General features: G+C 45.8%; 12 protein-coding genes. 8 read left to right on the forward strand and 4 right to left on the reverse strand.

Features of this window, described 5'->3' with window-relative positions; all coding sequences use genetic code 11:
- The first annotated feature begins 96 nt into the window (after positions 1 to 96).
- The 5 genes from MKX41_RS03985 (at position 97) to cls (ending at position 7,904) form a co-directional block, all read left to right on the forward strand.
- Positions 97 to 1,242 carry a DUF2264 domain-containing protein gene (locus tag MKX41_RS03985; RefSeq protein WP_340968792.1) on the forward strand — a complete coding sequence of 382 codons (1,146 nt, stop codon included), beginning with the start codon at positions 97 to 99 and terminating at the stop codon, positions 1,240 to 1,242.
- Between the two features lie 38 nt (positions 1,243 to 1,280).
- A complete protein-coding gene (locus tag MKX41_RS03990; RefSeq protein WP_340968794.1) occupies positions 1,281 to 3,098 on the forward strand; it encodes a heparinase II/III family protein in 1,818 nt (605 codons plus the stop codon).
- A 45-nt stretch (positions 3,099 to 3,143) separates the two neighbouring features.
- A complete protein-coding gene (locus MKX41_RS03995; RefSeq protein WP_340968797.1) occupies positions 3,144 to 4,280 on the forward strand; it encodes a glycoside hydrolase family 88 protein in 1,137 nt (378 codons plus the stop codon).
- Between the two features lie 8 nt (positions 4,281 to 4,288).
- A complete protein-coding gene (locus tag MKX41_RS04000) occupies positions 4,289 to 6,172 on the forward strand; it encodes a DUF2264 domain-containing protein (RefSeq protein ID WP_340968799.1) in 1,884 nt (627 codons plus the stop codon).
- A gap of 277 nt (positions 6,173 to 6,449) precedes the next feature.
- The gene (gene cls, locus MKX41_RS04005; RefSeq protein ID WP_340968801.1) at positions 6,450 to 7,904 is read left to right on the forward strand and encodes a cardiolipin synthase; all 1,455 of its coding nucleotides are present in this window, start codon (positions 6,450 to 6,452) and stop codon (positions 7,902 to 7,904) included.
- Positions 7,905 to 7,990: 86 nt separating this feature from the next.
- Here the strand turns inward: cls and MKX41_RS04010 are convergent, their stop codons facing one another.
- Positions 7,991 to 8,779, reverse strand: coding sequence for a YheC/YheD family protein (locus tag MKX41_RS04010; RefSeq protein ID WP_340968804.1), 789 nt, complete (start codon positions 8,777 to 8,779; stop codon positions 7,991 to 7,993).
- Between the two features lie 104 nt (positions 8,780 to 8,883).
- On the opposite strand from MKX41_RS04010, the gene sbnA reads away from it, so the two are divergent.
- Together sbnA and MKX41_RS04020 are read left to right on the forward strand one after the other, a co-directional pair.
- Positions 8,884 to 11,157, forward strand: coding sequence for a 2,3-diaminopropionate biosynthesis protein SbnA (gene sbnA / locus MKX41_RS04015; protein WP_340968806.1), 2,274 nt, complete (start codon positions 8,884 to 8,886; stop codon positions 11,155 to 11,157).
- Positions 11,158 to 11,188: 31 nt separating this feature from the next.
- On the forward strand, positions 11,189 to 12,154 hold the full coding sequence (locus MKX41_RS04020; protein ID WP_340968809.1) for a 2,3-diaminopropionate biosynthesis protein SbnB: 966 nt from the start codon (positions 11,189 to 11,191) through the stop codon (positions 12,152 to 12,154).
- Between the two features lie 265 nt (positions 12,155 to 12,419).
- Here MKX41_RS04020 and MKX41_RS04025 read toward each other — a convergent pair whose 3' ends face one another.
- A complete protein-coding gene (locus MKX41_RS04025; RefSeq protein ID WP_340968811.1) occupies positions 12,420 to 14,162 on the reverse strand; it encodes an SGNH/GDSL hydrolase family protein in 1,743 nt (580 codons plus the stop codon).
- A 238-nt stretch (positions 14,163 to 14,400) separates the two neighbouring features.
- Between MKX41_RS04025 and MKX41_RS04030 the strand changes: the two genes are divergently transcribed.
- Positions 14,401 to 17,256 (forward strand): glycosyl hydrolase 115 family protein, encoded by a 2,856-nt coding sequence (locus MKX41_RS04030; RefSeq protein ID WP_340968813.1) that lies wholly within the window; start codon positions 14,401 to 14,403, stop codon positions 17,254 to 17,256.
- A gap of 55 nt (positions 17,257 to 17,311) precedes the next feature.
- On the opposite strand, the gene MKX41_RS04035 is transcribed toward MKX41_RS04030, so the two are convergent.
- Entirely contained in the window at positions 17,312 to 18,091 is a 780-nt protein-coding gene (locus MKX41_RS04035; protein ID WP_340968815.1) for a helix-turn-helix domain-containing protein, read from the reverse strand.
- A gap of 94 nt (positions 18,092 to 18,185) precedes the next feature.
- The gene (locus MKX41_RS04040; RefSeq protein WP_076298488.1) at positions 18,186 to 18,806 is read right to left on the reverse strand and encodes a TetR/AcrR family transcriptional regulator; all 621 of its coding nucleotides are present in this window, start codon (positions 18,804 to 18,806) and stop codon (positions 18,186 to 18,188) included.
- Between the last annotated feature and the right edge of the window lie 39 nt (positions 18,807 to 18,845).

Here is an 18,845-nt window from a genome sequence, read left to right on the forward strand (position 1 = left end):
AAGATTACGCAATAAGCCAAGTATATAGCTGGTCTGAACATGAGTAGTAGGGATCTGCATCTGCTGAATAGACGCAATTGAAAGGGTGGATGGTGTATGAATAGTACGAAACACCGCAAATATTGGCTGGATACGATGCTACAGATCGGGAACCCAGTACTTGACGCTTTGTCGCAAAGAAAATTAAAGGAACGGCTGCCCACCGAGTTTCATAGTGACAGGAGCAAGTTTGCGCATTTGGAGGCATTCGCCAGGCTGGCCTGTGGAATGGCCCCATGGCTAGAGCTTGAAGGGCTGGAGGGTGAAGAAGATGAGCTCAGGGCTCGTTATGTCATATTGATGCTGGAATGCATCGATGCTGCTGTTGATCCATCATCACCTGACTATATGGATTTTAAGTCCGAAGGCCAACCGTTGGTCGATGCGGCATTTCTCGCTCATGCGTTGGTGCGTGCACCGAAGCAGCTTGCCGGGCGGCTGAATGAGCGGGTCAAAGGTAATTTAATAACAGCCTTGAAGCGTACGCGCCGGACTGCACCCAGCGGGAGCAATTGGCTGCTGTTTAGCGCAATGGTTGAAGCAGCTTTGTATATACTCGGCGATTCAGAATATGACCGGATGCGTGTTGGTTATGCGATCCACATGTTCATGGATTGGTATAAAGGCGATGGTATCTACGGGGATGGCAAGGACTTTCACTGGGATCATTACAATAGCTTTGTCATTCAGCCGATGCTTGTGGATGTGATTACACTCTTTGAACGGGACTCGGAGCAATACTCCGCATTGAGGCCATTGATTCTGGAGCGGGCACAAAGATACGCAACTGTTCTGGAACGGATGATTGCGCCGGACGGAACGTATCCGTTTATCGGGCGCTCTATCGTTTACCGTTTTGGTGCGTTTCAGCTGCTATCACAAGCGGTGCTACAGCATTTTCTGGAGGATGCGCTATCACCCGCACAGGTACGCTGCGCCTTGACCGCTGTAATCACACGGACTATGGGATTTCCAGGGACGCTGGATGAGGACGGGTGGCTACGTACGGGGGTGTATGGTTACCAGCCCGAGCTTGCGGAGAGCTATATCAATACGGGAAGTCTCTATTTATGCGCTTCAGTATTTCTTCCTCTGGGGTTACTTCCTTCAGATCCTTTCTGGGCAGGGACAGAACTGAAATGGACAGCACAAAGAATCGCAGCCGGAGAGGATGTTATGAGAGATCATGCCTTGAGTAGATAGGGGGATCTGATCTAATCGGTCAAAGGGAGGGGAAAAGCATGAACAGACAGGAGCTTTTCGGAATTGTCCAAGAAATGAAGCCAGCAAATCTGAGCTTGTATTATCCTGATGGAGAGTCGGATGCTTTTTGGAAACAAGCCTTATTATCCGAGACATTAAAGGAAGATATCAGCGAAATCCGCGAGGAGGCTCAAAGATTAGACAGCCAGCCTATATCAGAGCTGACGGATACGCTATTTTCAATTTTTGCGCGCACGGGTTCGAGGTTAGAATATGAACGGGTCTATTTCGAACGGAGAAGAAGGCTGAATACATATGTATTTATGACCTTGCTTGAGCCGGATAATGTCAGACTTCTGGAGAACCTGGAAAATATCCTATGGTCTATATGCGAAGAGTACACATGGTGCCTGCCAGCCCATCTTCCTGCAGATCATAATACAGAGAATATTGATCAGTTTATTGATCTGTTCTCCTCGGAGACCGCTTTTACCCTTGCCGAAATTTCTCTATTACTGGGAGAACGACTTCCGCTGCTTCTTCGATCCCGAATCAGACATGAAGTAGAAAAGAGAATATTTCGACCTTTTATTGAATGTGGTCCTTATGAATGGGAGACTGCACGTCATAACTGGGCAGCAGTGTGCGCAGGGTCGATCGGGGCAGCCGCCTTATTGATGTTGGATGATCCTGCTGCGCTGACGAATATCCTGCTGAAGACAGAGCGCAGCATGAGCTACTATCTGGAAAGCTTCGGGGATGATGGGGCCTGTCTGGAAGGTCTGAGTTACTGGAACTACGGATTTGGCTATTTCACGTATTACAGCGATCTTCTCCGGGTTAGAAGTGAAGGAAGAGTAGACTGGTTTGCAACGGACAAAGTGCGAAGTATCGCTCAGTTCCAACAGAAAATTTTCATCGGTGGCAATTTTGTCGCCAATTTCTCTGACTCAGAGCCTCGAATTCACATACATATGGGCTTGTCCCATTATTTAGCTGATACCTATCCAGAAGTAGAATGTCCTCCGCCTGTGCTTCGCACTCCTTACGCTAAGGATCACTGCAGCCGCTGGGCTCCGGCTTTTCGAAATCTCATCTGGAGAAGGACCGGCGATGAGAAACAGGATCAGGATTGGGGAGCCACCAGTTATTATCTTCCTGATGCGGGATGGCTTGTCTCGCGTTATCAGTCCGGAGGAAGTTCGTTCGGCTTTGCGGCTAAGGGAGGGGATAACGCTGAACCTCATAATCATAATGATCTGGGACAGTTCATTCTGTCAGGTGGAGGCGAAATCTATGCAGCTGATCTCGGCTGTGGAGAGTATACGGCTGAATATTTTGGGGCTGGCCGTTATCAATATGATTGTAACGGCTCGCAGGGACATTCGGTTCCGATCATCGGCGGCCAGTATCAACTGGCTGGCAGGAAGCATAGTGCTACAGTTCTGTACGCGTCGGCTGCGGTTGAAAAAGATGAACTGAAGCTGGAGCTGTCTCAGGCATACGAAGTGGAAGAGCTTCAATCCCTGATCCGCTCTATGGTTTGGTATAAGGGGCAGCATCCTCGCTTGGAGTTAATGGACGAGTACCAGTATAACGGTAAGTCAGTGAGCTGGACAGAGCGGTTCGTTACCTGGCGTCGTCCGAAAATGCTGCGTTCTGGTGTTGTGCTGCTGCCCGGAACTGGAGTAGGCGGAGTGGAACTGACTTATGATGTTCAGATCGTTGAGCCAGAGATTACTGCACGTGAGTACCGGGATCATTTTGGCAGGGATACGGTCTGGCATACGCTAGACTTTCATGCTCTTCAGCCCGGTTCTGAAGGGAAATTAGTATTCACCTTTCAATTTATATAAATCATGAAAGAAATAGTGAACCATTCTAAGAAGGCGGTGTTTGAAATGAATATAACGGAAAACCCAACTTGGCTGGATGATGCTTGGAACAAGGCACTTGAAAAGACAAGATGTAACAGTGGAAAGATCGGTGCAGAATTTCCACACGCGAGTCAAGGTGGTAAATACTTGCTTGAAGCACCGAACTGGTGGACAGCAGGGTTCTGGCCGGGAATGCTCTGGCAGTTTTATTCTGAAAGTGGGGACGAAAATCTTAAAATGATCGCAGAGTGCTGCGAAGAGAGACTCGACGAGGTACTGGACGGCTACGTTAAGCTGGATCACGATTTAGGCTTCATGTGGATTCTTACCAGTGTGGCAAATTATAAGTTGACAGGTAGCGAAGCGTCGCAAATTCGGGCATTAAAGGCGGCCAACTATCTGGCAGCCCGCTTCAATCTGAAAGGGCATTATATTCGGGCTTGGAATCCATGGAGTGAAGGGGAGGACAACAGCGGAGTTGCTATTATCGACTGCTGCATGAACACCAGCCTGTTGTTCTGGGCTTCCGAGACAACGGGTGATCCCCGCTATCGTCATATCGCAGAGGCGCATATGGATACTGTGCTGGAGCATTTTATCCGACCGGACGGCTCCGTGTACCACATCGTCAAATTCAACCCGGATACGGGTGAAGTGGTGGAGAAGCTTGGTGGGCAAGGCTTTGCGCCCGAATCGGCTTGGTCACGCGGCACGGCTTGGGCTATTTACGGCCTAGCGCTTGCCTATCATCATATGGGAAAGCGAAGCTACTTGGATGCAGCCAAGCAGGTAGCGCATTTCTTCTTGACCCGACTGCCGGATGATCACGTTCCACATTGGGATTTTCGCGCTCCCGGTGAAGTCGGCGAGATACGTGATAGCTCCGCTGGTTCCTGCGCAGCGAGTGGATTGCTGCTGCTAGCCGACCAGGTGGATGATGCGGAGTCCCATGTGTACCGGAACGGGGCTATAAGAATAGTGGAATCTCTCTACAGGAATTATGGCAGTTGGGACAATGCGGACGAGGAAGGGTTGCTGCTTCATGGTACAAGTAACTACCCTGAGAACCGGAATATAGATGTTCCGCTTATCTACGGTGATTTTTTCTATGTCGAAGCACTGGCTCGGCTTAAAGCAGCAGGACCCTTCTATTGGGAATAGGGGGGATTATGATGAACAATGAGAAATCTTTTTCTCGTATTGGCGATAATCCGCTAAAGACCCGTGAGGATCTGGTGATCGCACTTGAGCAGCTTACGGATCCACTTCGGCCGTTCTACAGCAAAGGTGGCTCACGACTTGAAATTGGCAAAACAGGGGCGAGCTATTCGGCAGCAACTGCTGAAATGGAAGGTTTCTCGCGGGTGTTGTGGGGTTTGGTACCCCTGCTCATTGGTGGTGGAGACAGCGAACTCTGGGACATCGTGCTGGATGGCATTCGGCATGGCACCGATCCTTCTCATGAAGAATATTGGGGAGAGGTGAAGGACTACGATCAGCGTTTGGTCGAAATGGCGGTCTTCGGCTTCGCATTGGCAGCCATTCCGGAACAGATTTGGTTGCCGCTTGCTCCGAATGAGCAGGATCAATTATACTGTTGGCTGAATCAAATAAACGCCCATCCTTGCTATGATTGCAATTGGCTGTTCTTTAACGTTCTAGTCAATATCGGATTCCGCAAAATCGGTCGTCCCTACGAGGCAGGACAACTAGAGAGCAATTTAAAGCGCATGGATGATTTCTATTTGGGAGAGGGCTGGTACAGTGACGGGATTAATGGTCACAGCGATTATTACGTACCTTTTGCTATTCATTACTACGCACTGCTGTACGCAAAGCTGATGGAACAGGAAGACCCCGAACGTTCCCGTGTGTTCAAAGAACGGGCTCGATTGTTTGCTGTCGATTTCATCGGCTGGTTCGCACCCGACGGTTCCGCACTTCCTTATGGACGTAGCTTGACTTACCGCTTTGCCCAGTCGGCATTTTGGAGCGCCGTTGCCTATGCAGATGTTGAAGGATTTCCCGCAGGCGTGGTGAAAGGTCTAGTGCTGCGAAATCTGCGTTGGTGGTTCAGCCAGCCGATTGTTGACGCCGATGGCGTACTGACCATCGGATATACTTACCCGAATCTGGTCATGGCGGAGAATTACAATGCTCCCGGATCTCCGTATTGGGCGTTAAAGACTTTCTTGCCGCTGGCTCTAGGGGTGGATCATCCGTTCTGGAAGGAAGAGGAACTGCCGCTACCGGCCATTCCGGCTGTCATGGTTCAGAAGCCTGCCCATCTTGTCATCGTCCGCGATTCCGTTTCCGGTCATGTGGCAGCCTTCAACAGCGGACATTTATACACGAATGAACATACCCATACCTCGGCCAAATACGAAAAATTCGTGTATTCAACAAGCTTCGGCTTCAGCGTGCCCCGCTCCGAATGGGGGCTCTCCCAAGGAGCGTTCGACGCTATGCTTGCGCTGAGCGAGCGCGGAGACAACTTATACCGGGTACGACGCCAGAATATAGAGTCTGAGATGATAGACAACGTCCTTCGTTCCGTCTGGAAACCGTGGGCCAATGTCGAGGTTCAGACTTGGGTTGTCGCCGGACTTCCTTGGCATATTCGGATTCATCGAGTCGAAACTGGACAGTCGCTGGATACCGCAGAGGGTGGATTCGCACTTGGCCAAGAGAATGAAATGCTATCGAAGATCGATGTGGCTGGTGCGTTGGCCTCCACTGCTTGGGGAACCAGCGCAATCAAGGATTTGCTAGGTTGTCGGAAGGGTGAGCTGGTCTGGCCGAACGCCAATACGAACCTGCTTTACCCTCGAACGGTGCTGCCGATGCTTACGAGCACCCTTGAGCCGGGAATTCATTGGCTCGCTTCGGCCGTCTATGGTTCTCCTTCAGAGGGGGCTTTGGATATTCAGGCTGATCAAGCTGATGAGGTCCTCAAGCATTCACCTGAGCAAGATTTGAAAGTTAAGTTCAGTGAGGGAACGTTAACCATTGTCACTCATTTTGGGAGAGAAATCGTTCTTAATATACAATGAGTTGTTTGAATATTTCTCACACTAATTGAAAAGTCACAACAACAGCCCTGATACAGAACTACTGCATTAGGGCTATTGTTTTTATGTGGATTTTTATGATTTTATCTTTTAATTATTGAGTTTTTTATCAAATGTTTTCTTAGATGGACAATTATGCTATAGTACTCTATCTAGTCATTTACAGAAGTATTGATTTATCAGACGATGAATAAACTGACTTTTGGCAAAACTAGAAATACCGACATCTATAGAAAGATAAGAAAGGCAGGAACTCCTTATGGACAACGGCAGTCTGGTCACGTGGATACTTTCATTTGTTATGATTATAAACATATTGCTCTCTGCTGGTTTTTTATTTTTTGAGAGGAGAGATATTGGTTATACTTGGGCGTGGCTTATGGTTTTTTATTTCATTCCCATTTTGGGCTTTATTATTTATCTCTTTCTTGGTCGTAATTTAGCAAAAAAGAATTTCTTCGGCCTTTCAGCTGAAGAAAGTAAATATCTACAATCAACTGTAGATCATCAATTGGCTACATTAAAGGATCAACGCGAGAATCAGAACGCTTTGTTAACGAAATATGCTGATTTAATTCATATGAACCTTGTTTCATCGAATGCGCTAATGACAACAGATAACGAGATAGCTATTTTTAACGATGGTAAACAAAAGTTTGACTCTTTATTTAATGATATTAGAAATGCCAAAAAAGAGGTCAACATTCAATATTATATCATCCAGCCTGATGATTTAGGGACAAAATTAAGAGATGAATTAACTAAAAAAGCCAAAGAAGGCGTAAAAGTGAGGGTTCTCTATGACGAAATCGGCTCCAAGAGACTTTCTCTTAAGTTCTTTAAAGAACTACTTTCTGCTGGTGGAGAAGTAGAGGTATTCTTTCCATCACTTCTTAGACCGATAAATTTTCGAATGAATAATCGAAATCATAGAAAACTATGTATCATCGATGGGGAAATTGCTTATATTGGTGGATTTAATGTGGGAAATGAATACTTAGGGATAGATAAAAAGTTTGGATATTGGCGGGATACACATTTTAGAATGAAGGGTGGTTCCGTTAATCAAATTCAAGGCAGGTTTCTTCTGGATTGGAAACATGCCCGGAAACACGAGCAGGTAAGCTTCGATCAATTTTCCTTTACTACTGGAAGTCATGACGGATCAAGTCCCGCTCAAATTGTGTCTAGTGGTCCTAACTCGCTAGTTGAGCATCTGAAAAACATGTATATTAAGCTGATCTTGAACGCCAAACGGAGTGTATATATTCAGACGCCATACTTCATTCCAGATAGTAGTTTTATGGATGCATGTAAAATTGCACTCCTATCCGGTGTGGATGTACGGATTATGATTCCAAATAAGCCTGACCACCCTTTTGTTTACTGGGCAACTTGGGCGTATGCAGGTGAATTATTGAATTATGGAGCGAAAATTCTGTTATATGAAAATGGTTTCTTGCATGCTAAGACGATTGTGGTAGATGAAGAAGTAGCGTCCGTAGGGACAATGAATATTGATTCCCGGAGCTTTAGACTCAATTTCGAAGTTAATGCAATTGTTTATGATGAGCAAGTTGCTAAACAGCTTCAAGAATTGTTTCATGAAGATAGCCAGTTAAGTACAGAGCTTACCCCTGAGCGTTATAAAGAAAGGTCCCTTATAATCAAATTTAAAGAGGGGATTTCTCGTCTTTTTTCGTCCATCCTCTGAATACACAGACCCTATACTCCGTACAAAAGGCGAGCTGTGGACTTGTAAATTCACAGTTCGCCGCGGCACATGGATTCTACTATGCTTCACACGACACCCTGTTTTGATTTCATGCACTTAAGATTGTATGTGCGACCGTATACTTTTGCATATCTGACAATTCGGTCAATCATACGGGTGTCTTTCAGCTTAGTAAACGGGCACGGATCAGGAGCGGTATTCACTTCCAAGATCCATGGCTTGAGACGTTGATCTAAGGCAATATCTACACCGATTTCCTGAAGGCCGGGATAGACAGTGCTAAGCTGTCTGGCGGATTTCACTCCAATTTGCTTCAGGGATCGGATCAATATTGTACAATTCTCTGCGCTTGTGTAGGCTTTCAATAATTCCTCAACCGGATAAATCGTTCCTCCTTGACTCCCGTTTGTAACTACTTTGCGAGGATGCGCCACGCGTCCTGCAACCCCTGTTGCTTCCCACCCACCTTTAGAATTTCGCTGCACCATCACCCGGATATCGAATGGGCGGCCGTCGTACACCAACAGCCTGATCCCCTTTTGAACTAAATAGGACTTCCCTTGGGCTTCTCGTAAGAGGGCCCGATATGCCGAGTCGTAATTAGAGAATTTGTGTACGTGGGTACCGGACTGATAGCTGTATTGTGCACGAGCAAGTTCAACCCGTATCACGCCCTGTCCTAAAGATCCGCAGCAAGGCTTAATGTACACCATCTTATATTTTTGTAGCATTTCATAGAGAGTGTTCTTATCCATTTTTTTTGTAAGCGGGACATGCTTATTTAACTCTTGATTTCTAACCAGCACCCTTGTCTTCGTCAGCTTATTGGATATACGACTTATCTGCTTCATCATTTTGTCCCTCCGTCTCAAAAGATCCATAGGCTATATTACGGAAATACCTCAGCTTTTGATTGGGCAACCACCGAATCGTAGAACACACTGAAAGAACTCTACATATGATTATGGTAGGTATTTATCTATGGGCTGCAGCTAGCGGTCAACAGGAGGCGGCCATCATGCTGCTCGACAAAGACAAATTGCAGGATAAGTTATTTGAAGTAATTGAGGCATTTCCCTGGTATAAGGGGCTGATCGGCGACGAAAGAGCGAATTCTAGCTTAGAGACGCTTCCGCTTATGACGTCGACAACGCTAGATACCTATTATTATAATCAACCTTTTGATCCTTCTTTGACCGTATATAGGACGTCGGGTACAAGCACTGGCCGTCGAAAAGCCATACTTTACTCTAAGGAAGACGATAAGCACTATATAGATATTAAAACGAAGCTGTACGGTGATCTTATTGCGGGAAGCGGATGTGTTAGCGCTTTGGCGGATATGGGTACTGGGCATGCGGCGAACACTGCGCTGTCCATTTTTGAACGGTTAGGATTGGAACATCATTCAATTCCCTTCGAATTGCCGATTGAGCAGCATATTGAACAGCTTCAAACCTTCAAGCCTGACTTACTCTACACAATGCCTTCCATCCTTGATCATATCGTAAATGCTACTAGTGATCTGCGTGTTTTTGGAATCCGAAAGATTATTTTGGTAGGGGAAATCGCCTCATTAGGGTGGCAGCGGAATATGGCCCGTCTGTTCGGTCTTGAACCGCGCGACATCATTGATACGTATGGCTCTATTGAAATAGGCACGATTGCTTATTATTCACATGATCTTGGCAGGTATATTTTTGCTGATGGGATTTTTGCGGAAGGGGTCGGGGCGCAGGAGATTGGCGAAGAACTAAGTCCGCTTAGTAATGATGAAAGTGTTCTTGTTCTTACCTCCATGGTTCGTAAAATGCTGCCAGCTATTCGTTTCGTTACCTATGACGTTGTAAGGGACTTTAGGTCTGTGATGATAGATGGTGTGGAGAAGCAGAGCTTTAGTTCCATCGTCAAACGGGTGGGTCGGGAGCTGAAGCACGGGGAGAAAATAAGCCTGTACGATATCGAACAGGTCGTATACCGACATCTTGAAGATGCGATCATTCGGGTCAAAGTGAGGAAGAACGCGCTGACCGTTTATATCAAAAGTAAATCTGCGGATAACACCATTGTCCAGAAGATCAAAGAGGAAATTAGGGAATGCATTCCGGAAATCGGCATGATGATTCGAAACCATCTGCTGGATGATATTGAGGTCATTACAGTAGGTAAAGACGAGTCAATGGATAGCGGAAAGGTTAAGAACAAAAAGCTATATTACCAGAAAGATAAAGATCGCGCAGAGATGGACTTCACTGACGGTATTTTGTCGACTATCGGAAATACACCCTTAATCAAGCTGAAGAGCTTGTTCTATAAAAGTGAGTTTGACGTCTATGCAAAAATGGAGCTGATGAACCCGGGGGGAAGCGCCAAAGATCGTCCTGCCCTGCGGATGATTCAAGAGGCATGGAAGGAAGAAACAATAGGCCCGGGAACCACCATCATTGAATCAAGCTCTGGTAATATGGCGATCAGCTTGGCCATGATTTGTAAGTATTTGGGGATGCGTTTTATCAGCGTTATTGATCCTAGAACCACGGAAACGAATCTGCAAATTCTGAAGGCGTTGGATGCCAAAATCGACTATGTCGCCAATCCCGATCCCGTAACAGGGGAGTTTCTTCCTGCTAGACTGAAACGTGTGCAGCAGTTGTTGGCGGAGATACCGGGCAGCTACTGGCCGAATCAGTATGCGAACGCAAATAATTATTTAGCCCACTACCATACGACAATGAAAGAAATCGTGACTGATCTTGAACGAGTGGATTATTTATTTTGCAGCGTTAGTACATGCGGAACCATACGGGGGCTTGCGGAATACGCAAGAAATCACGGACTTCGGACCAAGATCGTGGCTGTCGATGCAGAGGGAAGCGCGATTTTTGGCGGAAATACGAGTACGCGGCGCTTCCCGGGACTGGGTGCCGGCATCGTGCCACCTTTCTGCAGAACAGATATAATCGACCATATCGTGCATGTCTCGGATTCAGATATAGTAAAAGGTTGCCGGATGTTGGCGCAGAACGAATCCATCCTGGCTGGCGCATCCTCCGGGGGAGTCATTGCCGCCGTTAAGCAGATGGAGCCAGAATTGACTCCGGGAGCTGTCTGCGCAGTCATTCTGCATGATAAGGGAGAGCGTTACCTCGATACCGTATATTCTGACTCATGGATTCAGAACCAATTCGGTCAGGAGCTGTTGGCTGAATGTGACGATCTCCCTGAGATGTAAGAAACGATATGTTTCATAAGGAGGTGACAGTATGCTGTACTTAAATGATCGAGATATACGGGCAGTAGGTGTTGATTGGCCTATTCTTGTGGAGTCGGTAGAAACCGCTGTGGGTATCATCGATTCAGGTGATTATGTCCAGCCGATAAAGCCTTACCTAAGGTATAAGAGTCCACAAAACCGAATTATTGCAATGCCCGCTTACGTAGGGGGAGAGGTGAACGCGGCAGGGATAAAGTGGATTTCTAGCTTCCCAGATAATACTGAGGCTGATCTTCCTCGCGCGCATAGCATCATTGTATTGAATGAACCAAGTACAGGCCGGCCTTCAGCCGTCTTGAACTCTCCGCTTCCCAGTATTATTAGGACGGCTTCCATCAGCGGACTGATGATTCGTTACTTTTTGCTGGCGCGTTCAGTGGAGCGGATTCAACTAGGCATTATCGGCTGGGGACCAATTGGGCAGGTTCATTGTCAAATGGTTACGGCTTTGTACGGGGATCGAGTCGAACGTATCCGGATTTTCGATATCAAGGGAGTAGACTTATTAGGAATCTCATCTCTCTTTAGAGATAGGATGGAAGTGGCTAAGACGTGGGCGGACGTTTATCAGCATTCGAATATCTTTATTACTTGTACTGTATCCGAACATCGGTATATCGATCTGTATCCTGAAAAAGGTAGTCTTCTGTTGAATGTTTCACTGCGTGATTATAAGCCGGAGGCGTTAGCTTCGTTAAAAGCCATTATCGTCGACGATTGGGATGAAGTGTGCCGTGAGAATACGGATATTGAGCAGCTTCATTTGGAGCAAGGGCTCACTCGTGCTGACACCCAGATGATTACCGATGTTGTCTTGCGCCACAGCCTAGATGAATTCGGCGAAGATGAACCGATCTTCTTTTGCCCGATGGGGATGGCCGTCTTTGATATCGCTACAGCGGTGTATTACGTGAACAAGGCGAGAGAAAAGGGGATAGGGACCGAGCTGGAGTAAGGAGAGCAAGAATGAGAGCAATTCTGTCCATATAACAGCGATAACCCGCTTATTGAGCGGGTTTTTCATTATGTTATGCACTAGTATATTGGTTTCATATGGATATGTTTGCAACGTGGATTGCTGTCTATTGTGATTGGTTGATTAAGTCGGCATTGTTTATTTGGCGGTATATTAGTGGGAAATGGACAAAATTCCAAGCGATACAATAAAGACAGCCCTGATGAAGAATACATCGGGGCTGTCTTGCAACTGGTGCAACTGATTAAAGGGTATAACCGAAGCCTAGTATAGTAAAACACTTATCCTGATCTTCGGGTACCATTTTGATTTCTATCTGATGCTCACTGCTAGCTTCGTTTTGATATAGAATTACCGGATTGCAATGTGTCCAGTTGTTCACGTGAGGATCAGCAGTAACTGCAAGGCTGCCGTCTACGAAGATATCCGCCTTGCCGAATTCGCTGCTGCCGGAATCCTTGTATACGAGGATGAGATTTTTACTCGTTATTGTCAGCTTGAAGCTTTCTTCTCCAGACGCTCTTGAATGCATCCAATTATGAGGGAATTCCGGAGTACCGTGAGAGTCAGCATCCATTTCTACCCGCTGCAAATCGGTATCGATCCCCGAAAATCCGCCTACTTCGATCTTACCTGCGTCAATATAGTTTTTTCGATCCAGCAGGAGGGTTCCTGCAAAATCATTCCCGATAACTGGTCGTTGATCCAATAAGATCTCATCTTCATTCATTAGTGATTTATGGGTTTCGGTGAATAAATAAGTGAGACAATCAGCCATTACCCGGTGCCCCTCATTTGTCGGATGATAGATATCATAGAAAAATTGCCGTTTAGAGATGATGTTGCCTTCAGCTTTACTCAGGCGGAACTGCTCGGATACGGCATCCTTTACACTAACCATAGGAAGATTATAATGGCGGCCAATGGGGGAGAGCCGATCCTGCAGGTTCCAGTCATTCATAAACACACTGAACAGAAGGATTACGGCTGGCTGATGATCGGCGGAAAGTATTTTTAAGCATAAGCTTTCAAAACAATTGCCTTTCGTTTCATCCCCTTCGTCGTTTACCGCAAATTCCACTACCACGATATCTGGTGTTACGGAACCGTCTCTAAGAATATCTCTTTCATAGCGGATGACGCCAAGCTCGGAGGGTGTTCCGCCGACCCCAGCCTTCACAAAGCGGATGTTCTCGCCACCCTTTGTGCCGAATAAGTCTTTAAATCTTAAGTACGACTGATAGGCATAACATTCCGTGTGTATCGGCTTAGCACCGGCTCCTTGAGTAATGGAACCTCCAATATAAGCGATCGTGACTTCCTCACCCTTTATAGCCTTATTCATGGCAGCTTTTAATCTTTTATTATTGCCAGCGTGCAGCAAGGATTGTGTAATGATCTTTTGGTACTCATTCGATTCAAAAGCAACTGGTGGTTCAAGGATTAGCTCTGGAACAGAATAACCGTCATGCAAATAAAAAATAACACTCGCAATCGCCATTTCGCCTGCGTGATTAAATTCAAAAGCAAATTTTCCGAGCACATCATCTTCTTCAGAACCCGGACAATCTGCTAACCTCAAAATAACCTCTGAACCATCGGCGGGGCAGGGTACACGTAAATAACTGCCGGTTTCATATTTACTAGTTTTGCCCCAGTGCTGCAATAAAAAAGTGACTGGATCTTCCTGCGCATTAGCCCTTCTGACGGATACTCCGATACTATGGACCAATTTGCGAAATCCAGTGCTGCTCCCCAGAAGCTCCAGAATTGCCTCGTCTGTAACACCGCCTATAAATTTGGCCTTATCGATCAGATAGTTACCTTCCAGATAAACTTCCTGTGACGGTTTGCCTTCGGCTCTCGCTGTTGCTTCAATTGCTGTTTCATACAGCACAAAAAAGCCGTTTCTACGATCAGCCGGGTCCTTTGGAGCCTTCGGACCTTCAATCTGTTCGCCTGCAATGAGTTCGTTATTCTTTTCCATATGGATCATCCTCGCTTTATAAGGTTCTCTTGTTATGGATGCGCTTGCAAAAGAAATGATTCTGCTACAAGGGAATACCTGTTAACAGTAACACCAAATATCTAGATTGTTCAACCGATAAACAAAGTTTCATTTAATAATTACAAAAACTTGCTAGTTTACACATGGAAGTTGAAATCGCTTACTTATATAATGTGCCTAGCCATACGAAAATAGGATGCTTAAGGGGAGAATAATCATGCCTACGCAGGAATTAAACCTTGTGAAGCAGGGCAAAGCTGCTAAGATTTACGTGGATCCCAAAGGGAAGGATTATGCCGGTTTGCGCCGCGTGGCTCAGTCTTTTGCAGCAGATGTTAAACAGGTAACAGAGGTTGAACCTGAAATACATACACAATTGAAGACATTGGATGGAACCGTTGTAATCGCTGGATCGATCGGCAGTAATGAGCTTATTGATCGTTTAATTGCAGAGGGGACAGTGGATGTGTCTGCCATCCAAGGGAAAAGGGAATGTTATAGGATTCAGGTAGTAGAAGAACCGACAGCAGGAGTGGACAAGGCGCTCGTCATTGTGGGAAGCGATAAACGCGGGACGATGTACGGGATTTATTCTATCTCTGAAAAAATTGGTGTTAGTCCGTGGAAATATTGGGCAGATGTTATACCAGAGAAAAAAGCAGATTTGATCTTACCTGATAGCCAGCTACATATGATTTCCAAAGAACCTTCCGTTAAATACAGAGGGATTTTTTTGAATGACGACTGGCCGTCCTTGGGCTCTTGGGTAACTCAAAGATTTGGTGATTTTAATGAAGATTTCTATGACAAGGTGTTTGAACTAATTCTTCGATTAAAGGGGAATTATTTATGGCCAGCGATGTGGAGTGCCGAATTCAGCCTTAACGGTAAAAGCAATCCAATCGCCAACGCCCAGCACGCACAGGAATACGGCATTATAATGGGAACCTCCCATCATGAACCTTTATTTCGGGCAGGCAGTGAATGGCAGAAGGTATACAACCAATATGGAACAAGCAACTTATGGGATTTTGCCCGAAACAAACAGGCTATTACGGATTTCTGGGAAGATGGAATCAAACGGAATCAGGATTTTGACAATTTAATTACATTAGGGATGCGGGGAGAAAGTGATTCTGCGCTGGAGGGCTCCGACCAGGAGAATATTGACCTGCTGAAGGACATCATCCTTACGCAAAAAGAATTATTAAAGAAATATAATCTTGAGCACTCGCCCCAAATTCTAGCCGTATACAAGGAAGTGGAGAAGTATTGGTATGGAACTGCTGAGGTTGAAGGCTTGAAGGACTGGGAAGTCCTGAATGAGGTTACGATCCTGCTGGCAGATGATAACTTTGGCAATCTCCGCAAAATCCCAACGGAACACGAACGCGATCGAAGTGCAGGTTGGGGGATGTATTATCATTTTGACTATCATGGGGGTCCACATTCCTATGAATGGTTAAACACGATTCCGCTGGAGAAGGTTTGGGAGCAAATGTGTATGGCATTCGACTATGGCATCCGTGATGTATGGATTGTGAACGTCGGGGATTTGAAGCCTATGGAATTGCCTATTTCCTACTTTATGGGATTGGCCTATGACTTTGAAGCTTGGGGTACTGGAGCGATTAACCGGACTGAGGAATATACCAATCGTTGGGTAGAGCAGCAGTTCGGATATGCACTGGAACATGAGACATGCCTGGGCATCGCGCAATTGCTGAGTGAGTATACCCGAATGAACGGCCGCCGCAAGCCGGAGATTATTTATCCGTCAACCTTCAGTCCAATCCATTACAATGAGGCACAGAGAGTGCTGAAGCAGGCGATTAAGATGGAGAATGCCGCTGACCAATACTATGCTCTTATTCCTGAATCATTAAAAGATGCGTACTACCAGCTTGTATATTTCCCTGCTGCTGCATCAGCCAATGTGCTCAAAATGCAAATATATGCTGGACTTAACGAGCTATATGCTGGACGAGGCAGTGTATTGGCCAATACCTACGCTACCCTGACTCATGAAGCCATCGATAGGGATAAACACCTGGAGCAGGTTTATAATAACGAAATTACAGAAGGAAAATGGCAAGGAATGATGAGTTCCCCTCATGTCGGGTATGTTCACTGGAATGCAGAGGGGTGGAAATATCCAGAGGTGAGCACTTTGATTCCTGACAAAGGTTCTATAATGATTATTGATGTGGAAGGTACGGAGCAAGCGTATATTTCGGGTACGGCAAAGCTTCCTGTATTTACAAATCTGCAAAAAGAAAACTATTGCATTACTATCAGCAACGGTGGAGAAGCGGGCTTTGAATATCAGGCAAGTAGCAGTGCAGCTTGGATCAAGCTTGAGAAAACATCGGGGTGGATCAAGGCTGGGGAGACCTTACAGGTTTCTGTAGATTGGGAAAAGGTTCACGAGATATCGACGGGTGAAATTACACTCTCTGGTGCCGGGGGCATCGTTAAGGTGAATGTAGCTGTGGACTGGACTGACATTCAGGATGTGCCAGCGATGACCTTTATCGAGACGCATAATAGAGTGTCCATTGAAGCGGAGCATACCTCAAGTCGTGTTGCACAATCAGGGGTGGAATGGAAGACCATTGCTAACTATGGGCGTTCTTTATCCTCGGTTAAAATGTTTCCGGATACGGTATCTTTTGAACAGCCAGAGAATGCGCCTTATCTGGAATATCAGGTTTTAGTACAGCAGAATGCAGATTACAGCTTAACCGCGTATATTGCTCCGACAAACAACCTGTCACAGTTCAGTGGATTAAAATATGCGGTAGGCTTCGATGCACAGACGCCAGTGATTACTGATGCTTTACCTACGGATTTTGCGGGCGGCAATCATGATAATGAACCGTGGTGCCGCGCGGTTATGGATAATATTCATACCGTGACCACAAGTCATGCGTTAACAAAGGGGATTCATACCCTCCGCTTTTACGGATTGGATGCAGGCCTGGTCCTGCAAAAGCTTGTGTTGTCCGCTGCGGAGCTGCCTTATTCCTATTTGGGCCCAGAGGAGAGCTTCTATACTAGGGGGACGTACTAATTCATAGTTAGATCTAATTTGAGGGTTGAATCTCCGAATGGTTCAGGGTCCTCCGTTATTTCAAGGCAAATGACGGAGGATAACCCTTGATATTTTTGAAAACATTACTGAAGTAGGCGACATCTTGATAACCACAGTGCGCTGCTACTTCGGACACATTGAAGCCACCTGCGGACAGAATCATCTCGGCATTGCTCACCCGTACTTTGTTTATAAATTCTTTATAGGTGGAACCAGTGTTTTGCTTGAACAGCTTGCCAAGATATACAGGATTTAAGGCAACAAAATCAGCTAGTTCCTTGATCGTAACTTCCTCCGAATAATGATCCATAATATAGGTCATTACTTTTTGGATTCTCAGATCGATCAGAGGTGTCTCTTGATGGTGGGTTATGCTTAACAGGCGATACACGATCAGTTGAAAAATGGCTCTGGCCTTCATTTTATAAAAAGGCTGTTTGCCCATCCATACATGCGAGAAATCTTTGATGTCCGCTAGGATCTCTTTAGTTCTCCAGTTTTTGGTTACGGTCTCAAAAGGGAGCTGCACATGATTGTCCTCCCCCTCCCAGAAGAAATTAAACGCAAAAGAACGCATGGGTGCCTCCTTAAAGGTCTGCGCTTCCCGAATACTTCCGGAAGGTGCATAGAGCATATCACCAGCTTCAACCGTAAATTTCTCCCCATTAATAAAATAGTTCGATTTCCCTTCCACAATGAAGGTAAGGTCATGGAAATCAATTTTGCTCCTCGTTATCTCCCAATCCGGGAAGGATCTGCGGTCGACAAACAAAAAAACGTTCGGAACTAGATTCTCATATTTGCCAATGTCCATTTCAGCCATTGCTCCTTCCATATAACTAGAGCCGTACGAATACCGATTGGTATATTATACCGAAATGAAACCTATTACGAAAAGACTCTTTTAATCATCGGGAATGCCGTACGCCATGCATAATGAAATCCTTGAATTGTCGGTCTGTTGCCCGGTCTTCCTCCGTAACCACACCGCTCCGCTGATGCGTAATAATAACGGCTTTTTGTAAATACATGAAATACAGGTGGGTGGACTTCTGCAGAATGTTCAACCACTTATTTTTTTCCTCCGGATCCACTGCTATTGTGTCAAGCAGTATAAGTCGCGAATACCAGCCTTCCATAGCCTTCTTAAAGTCAGGCAGTTCTGCAGGATTCTTAGAAAGCGTGCTGTAGTAAACTCCAAAAATGGCATCATAGTAGATCAGTGATTCCTGATGATCTCTTAAAGCCAAATATTTATCCAGAATGTTCTCCAGTGATTGTACCGGCTGTTCAAAATCAAAATCAAACAGCAGCTGTCCAAACATCCGCTCTAGGTTAAGGACATAGATTTGAGCGGCTAATTCTTCTTTGTCCTTATAATGATGATACAAAGTGCGCCGGGAGACCCCGGCTTGTTCTGCAATTTGAGCCATATCCGTGCGCTCAATACCTTGAGCACAGAACAAGCTGAGTGCTGTATCCTTAATGATCTCCCTCGTCATTTGCATCTGCTTTTCACGCAAATTCATTAATTTTCTCTCCTGCCTTGTGCGAGTATTTCGCTAATT

The organism is Paenibacillus sp. FSL R5-0475 (assembly GCF_038004585.1).
Classification (GTDB): Bacteria; Bacillota; Bacilli; order Paenibacillales; family Paenibacillaceae; genus Paenibacillus_AQ.

Excerpts from the sequence above, each read along its gene's own strand:
- MKX41_RS03985 (WP_340968792.1), top strand. The coding sequence starts at position 97 with ATGAATAGTACGAAACACCGCAAATATTGGCTGGATACGATGCTACAG.
- MKX41_RS03990 (WP_340968794.1), top strand. The coding sequence starts at position 1,281 with ATGAACAGACAGGAGCTTTTCGGAATTGTCCAAGAAATGAAGCCAGCA.
- MKX41_RS03995 (WP_340968797.1), top strand. The coding sequence starts at position 3,144 with ATGAATATAACGGAAAACCCAACTTGGCTGGATGATGCTTGGAACAAG.
- MKX41_RS04000 (WP_340968799.1), top strand. The coding sequence starts at position 4,289 with ATGATGAACAATGAGAAATCTTTTTCTCGTATTGGCGATAATCCGCTA.
- cls (WP_340968801.1), top strand. The coding sequence starts at position 6,450 with ATGGACAACGGCAGTCTGGTCACGTGGATACTTTCATTTGTTATGATT.
- MKX41_RS04010 (WP_340968804.1), bottom strand. The coding sequence starts at position 8,779 with ATGATGAAGCAGATAAGTCGTATATCCAATAAGCTGACGAAGACAAGG.
- sbnA (WP_340968806.1), top strand. The coding sequence starts at position 8,884 with ATGATTATGGTAGGTATTTATCTATGGGCTGCAGCTAGCGGTCAACAG.
- MKX41_RS04020 (WP_340968809.1), top strand. The coding sequence starts at position 11,189 with ATGCTGTACTTAAATGATCGAGATATACGGGCAGTAGGTGTTGATTGG.
- MKX41_RS04025 (WP_340968811.1), bottom strand. The coding sequence starts at position 14,162 with ATGGAAAAGAATAACGAACTCATTGCAGGCGAACAGATTGAAGGTCCG.
- MKX41_RS04030 (WP_340968813.1), top strand. The coding sequence starts at position 14,401 with ATGCCTACGCAGGAATTAAACCTTGTGAAGCAGGGCAAAGCTGCTAAG.
- MKX41_RS04035 (WP_340968815.1), bottom strand. The coding sequence starts at position 18,091 with ATGGACATTGGCAAATATGAGAATCTAGTTCCGAACGTTTTTTTGTTT.
- MKX41_RS04040 (WP_076298488.1), bottom strand. The coding sequence starts at position 18,806 with ATGAATTTGCGTGAAAAGCAGATGCAAATGACGAGGGAGATCATTAAG.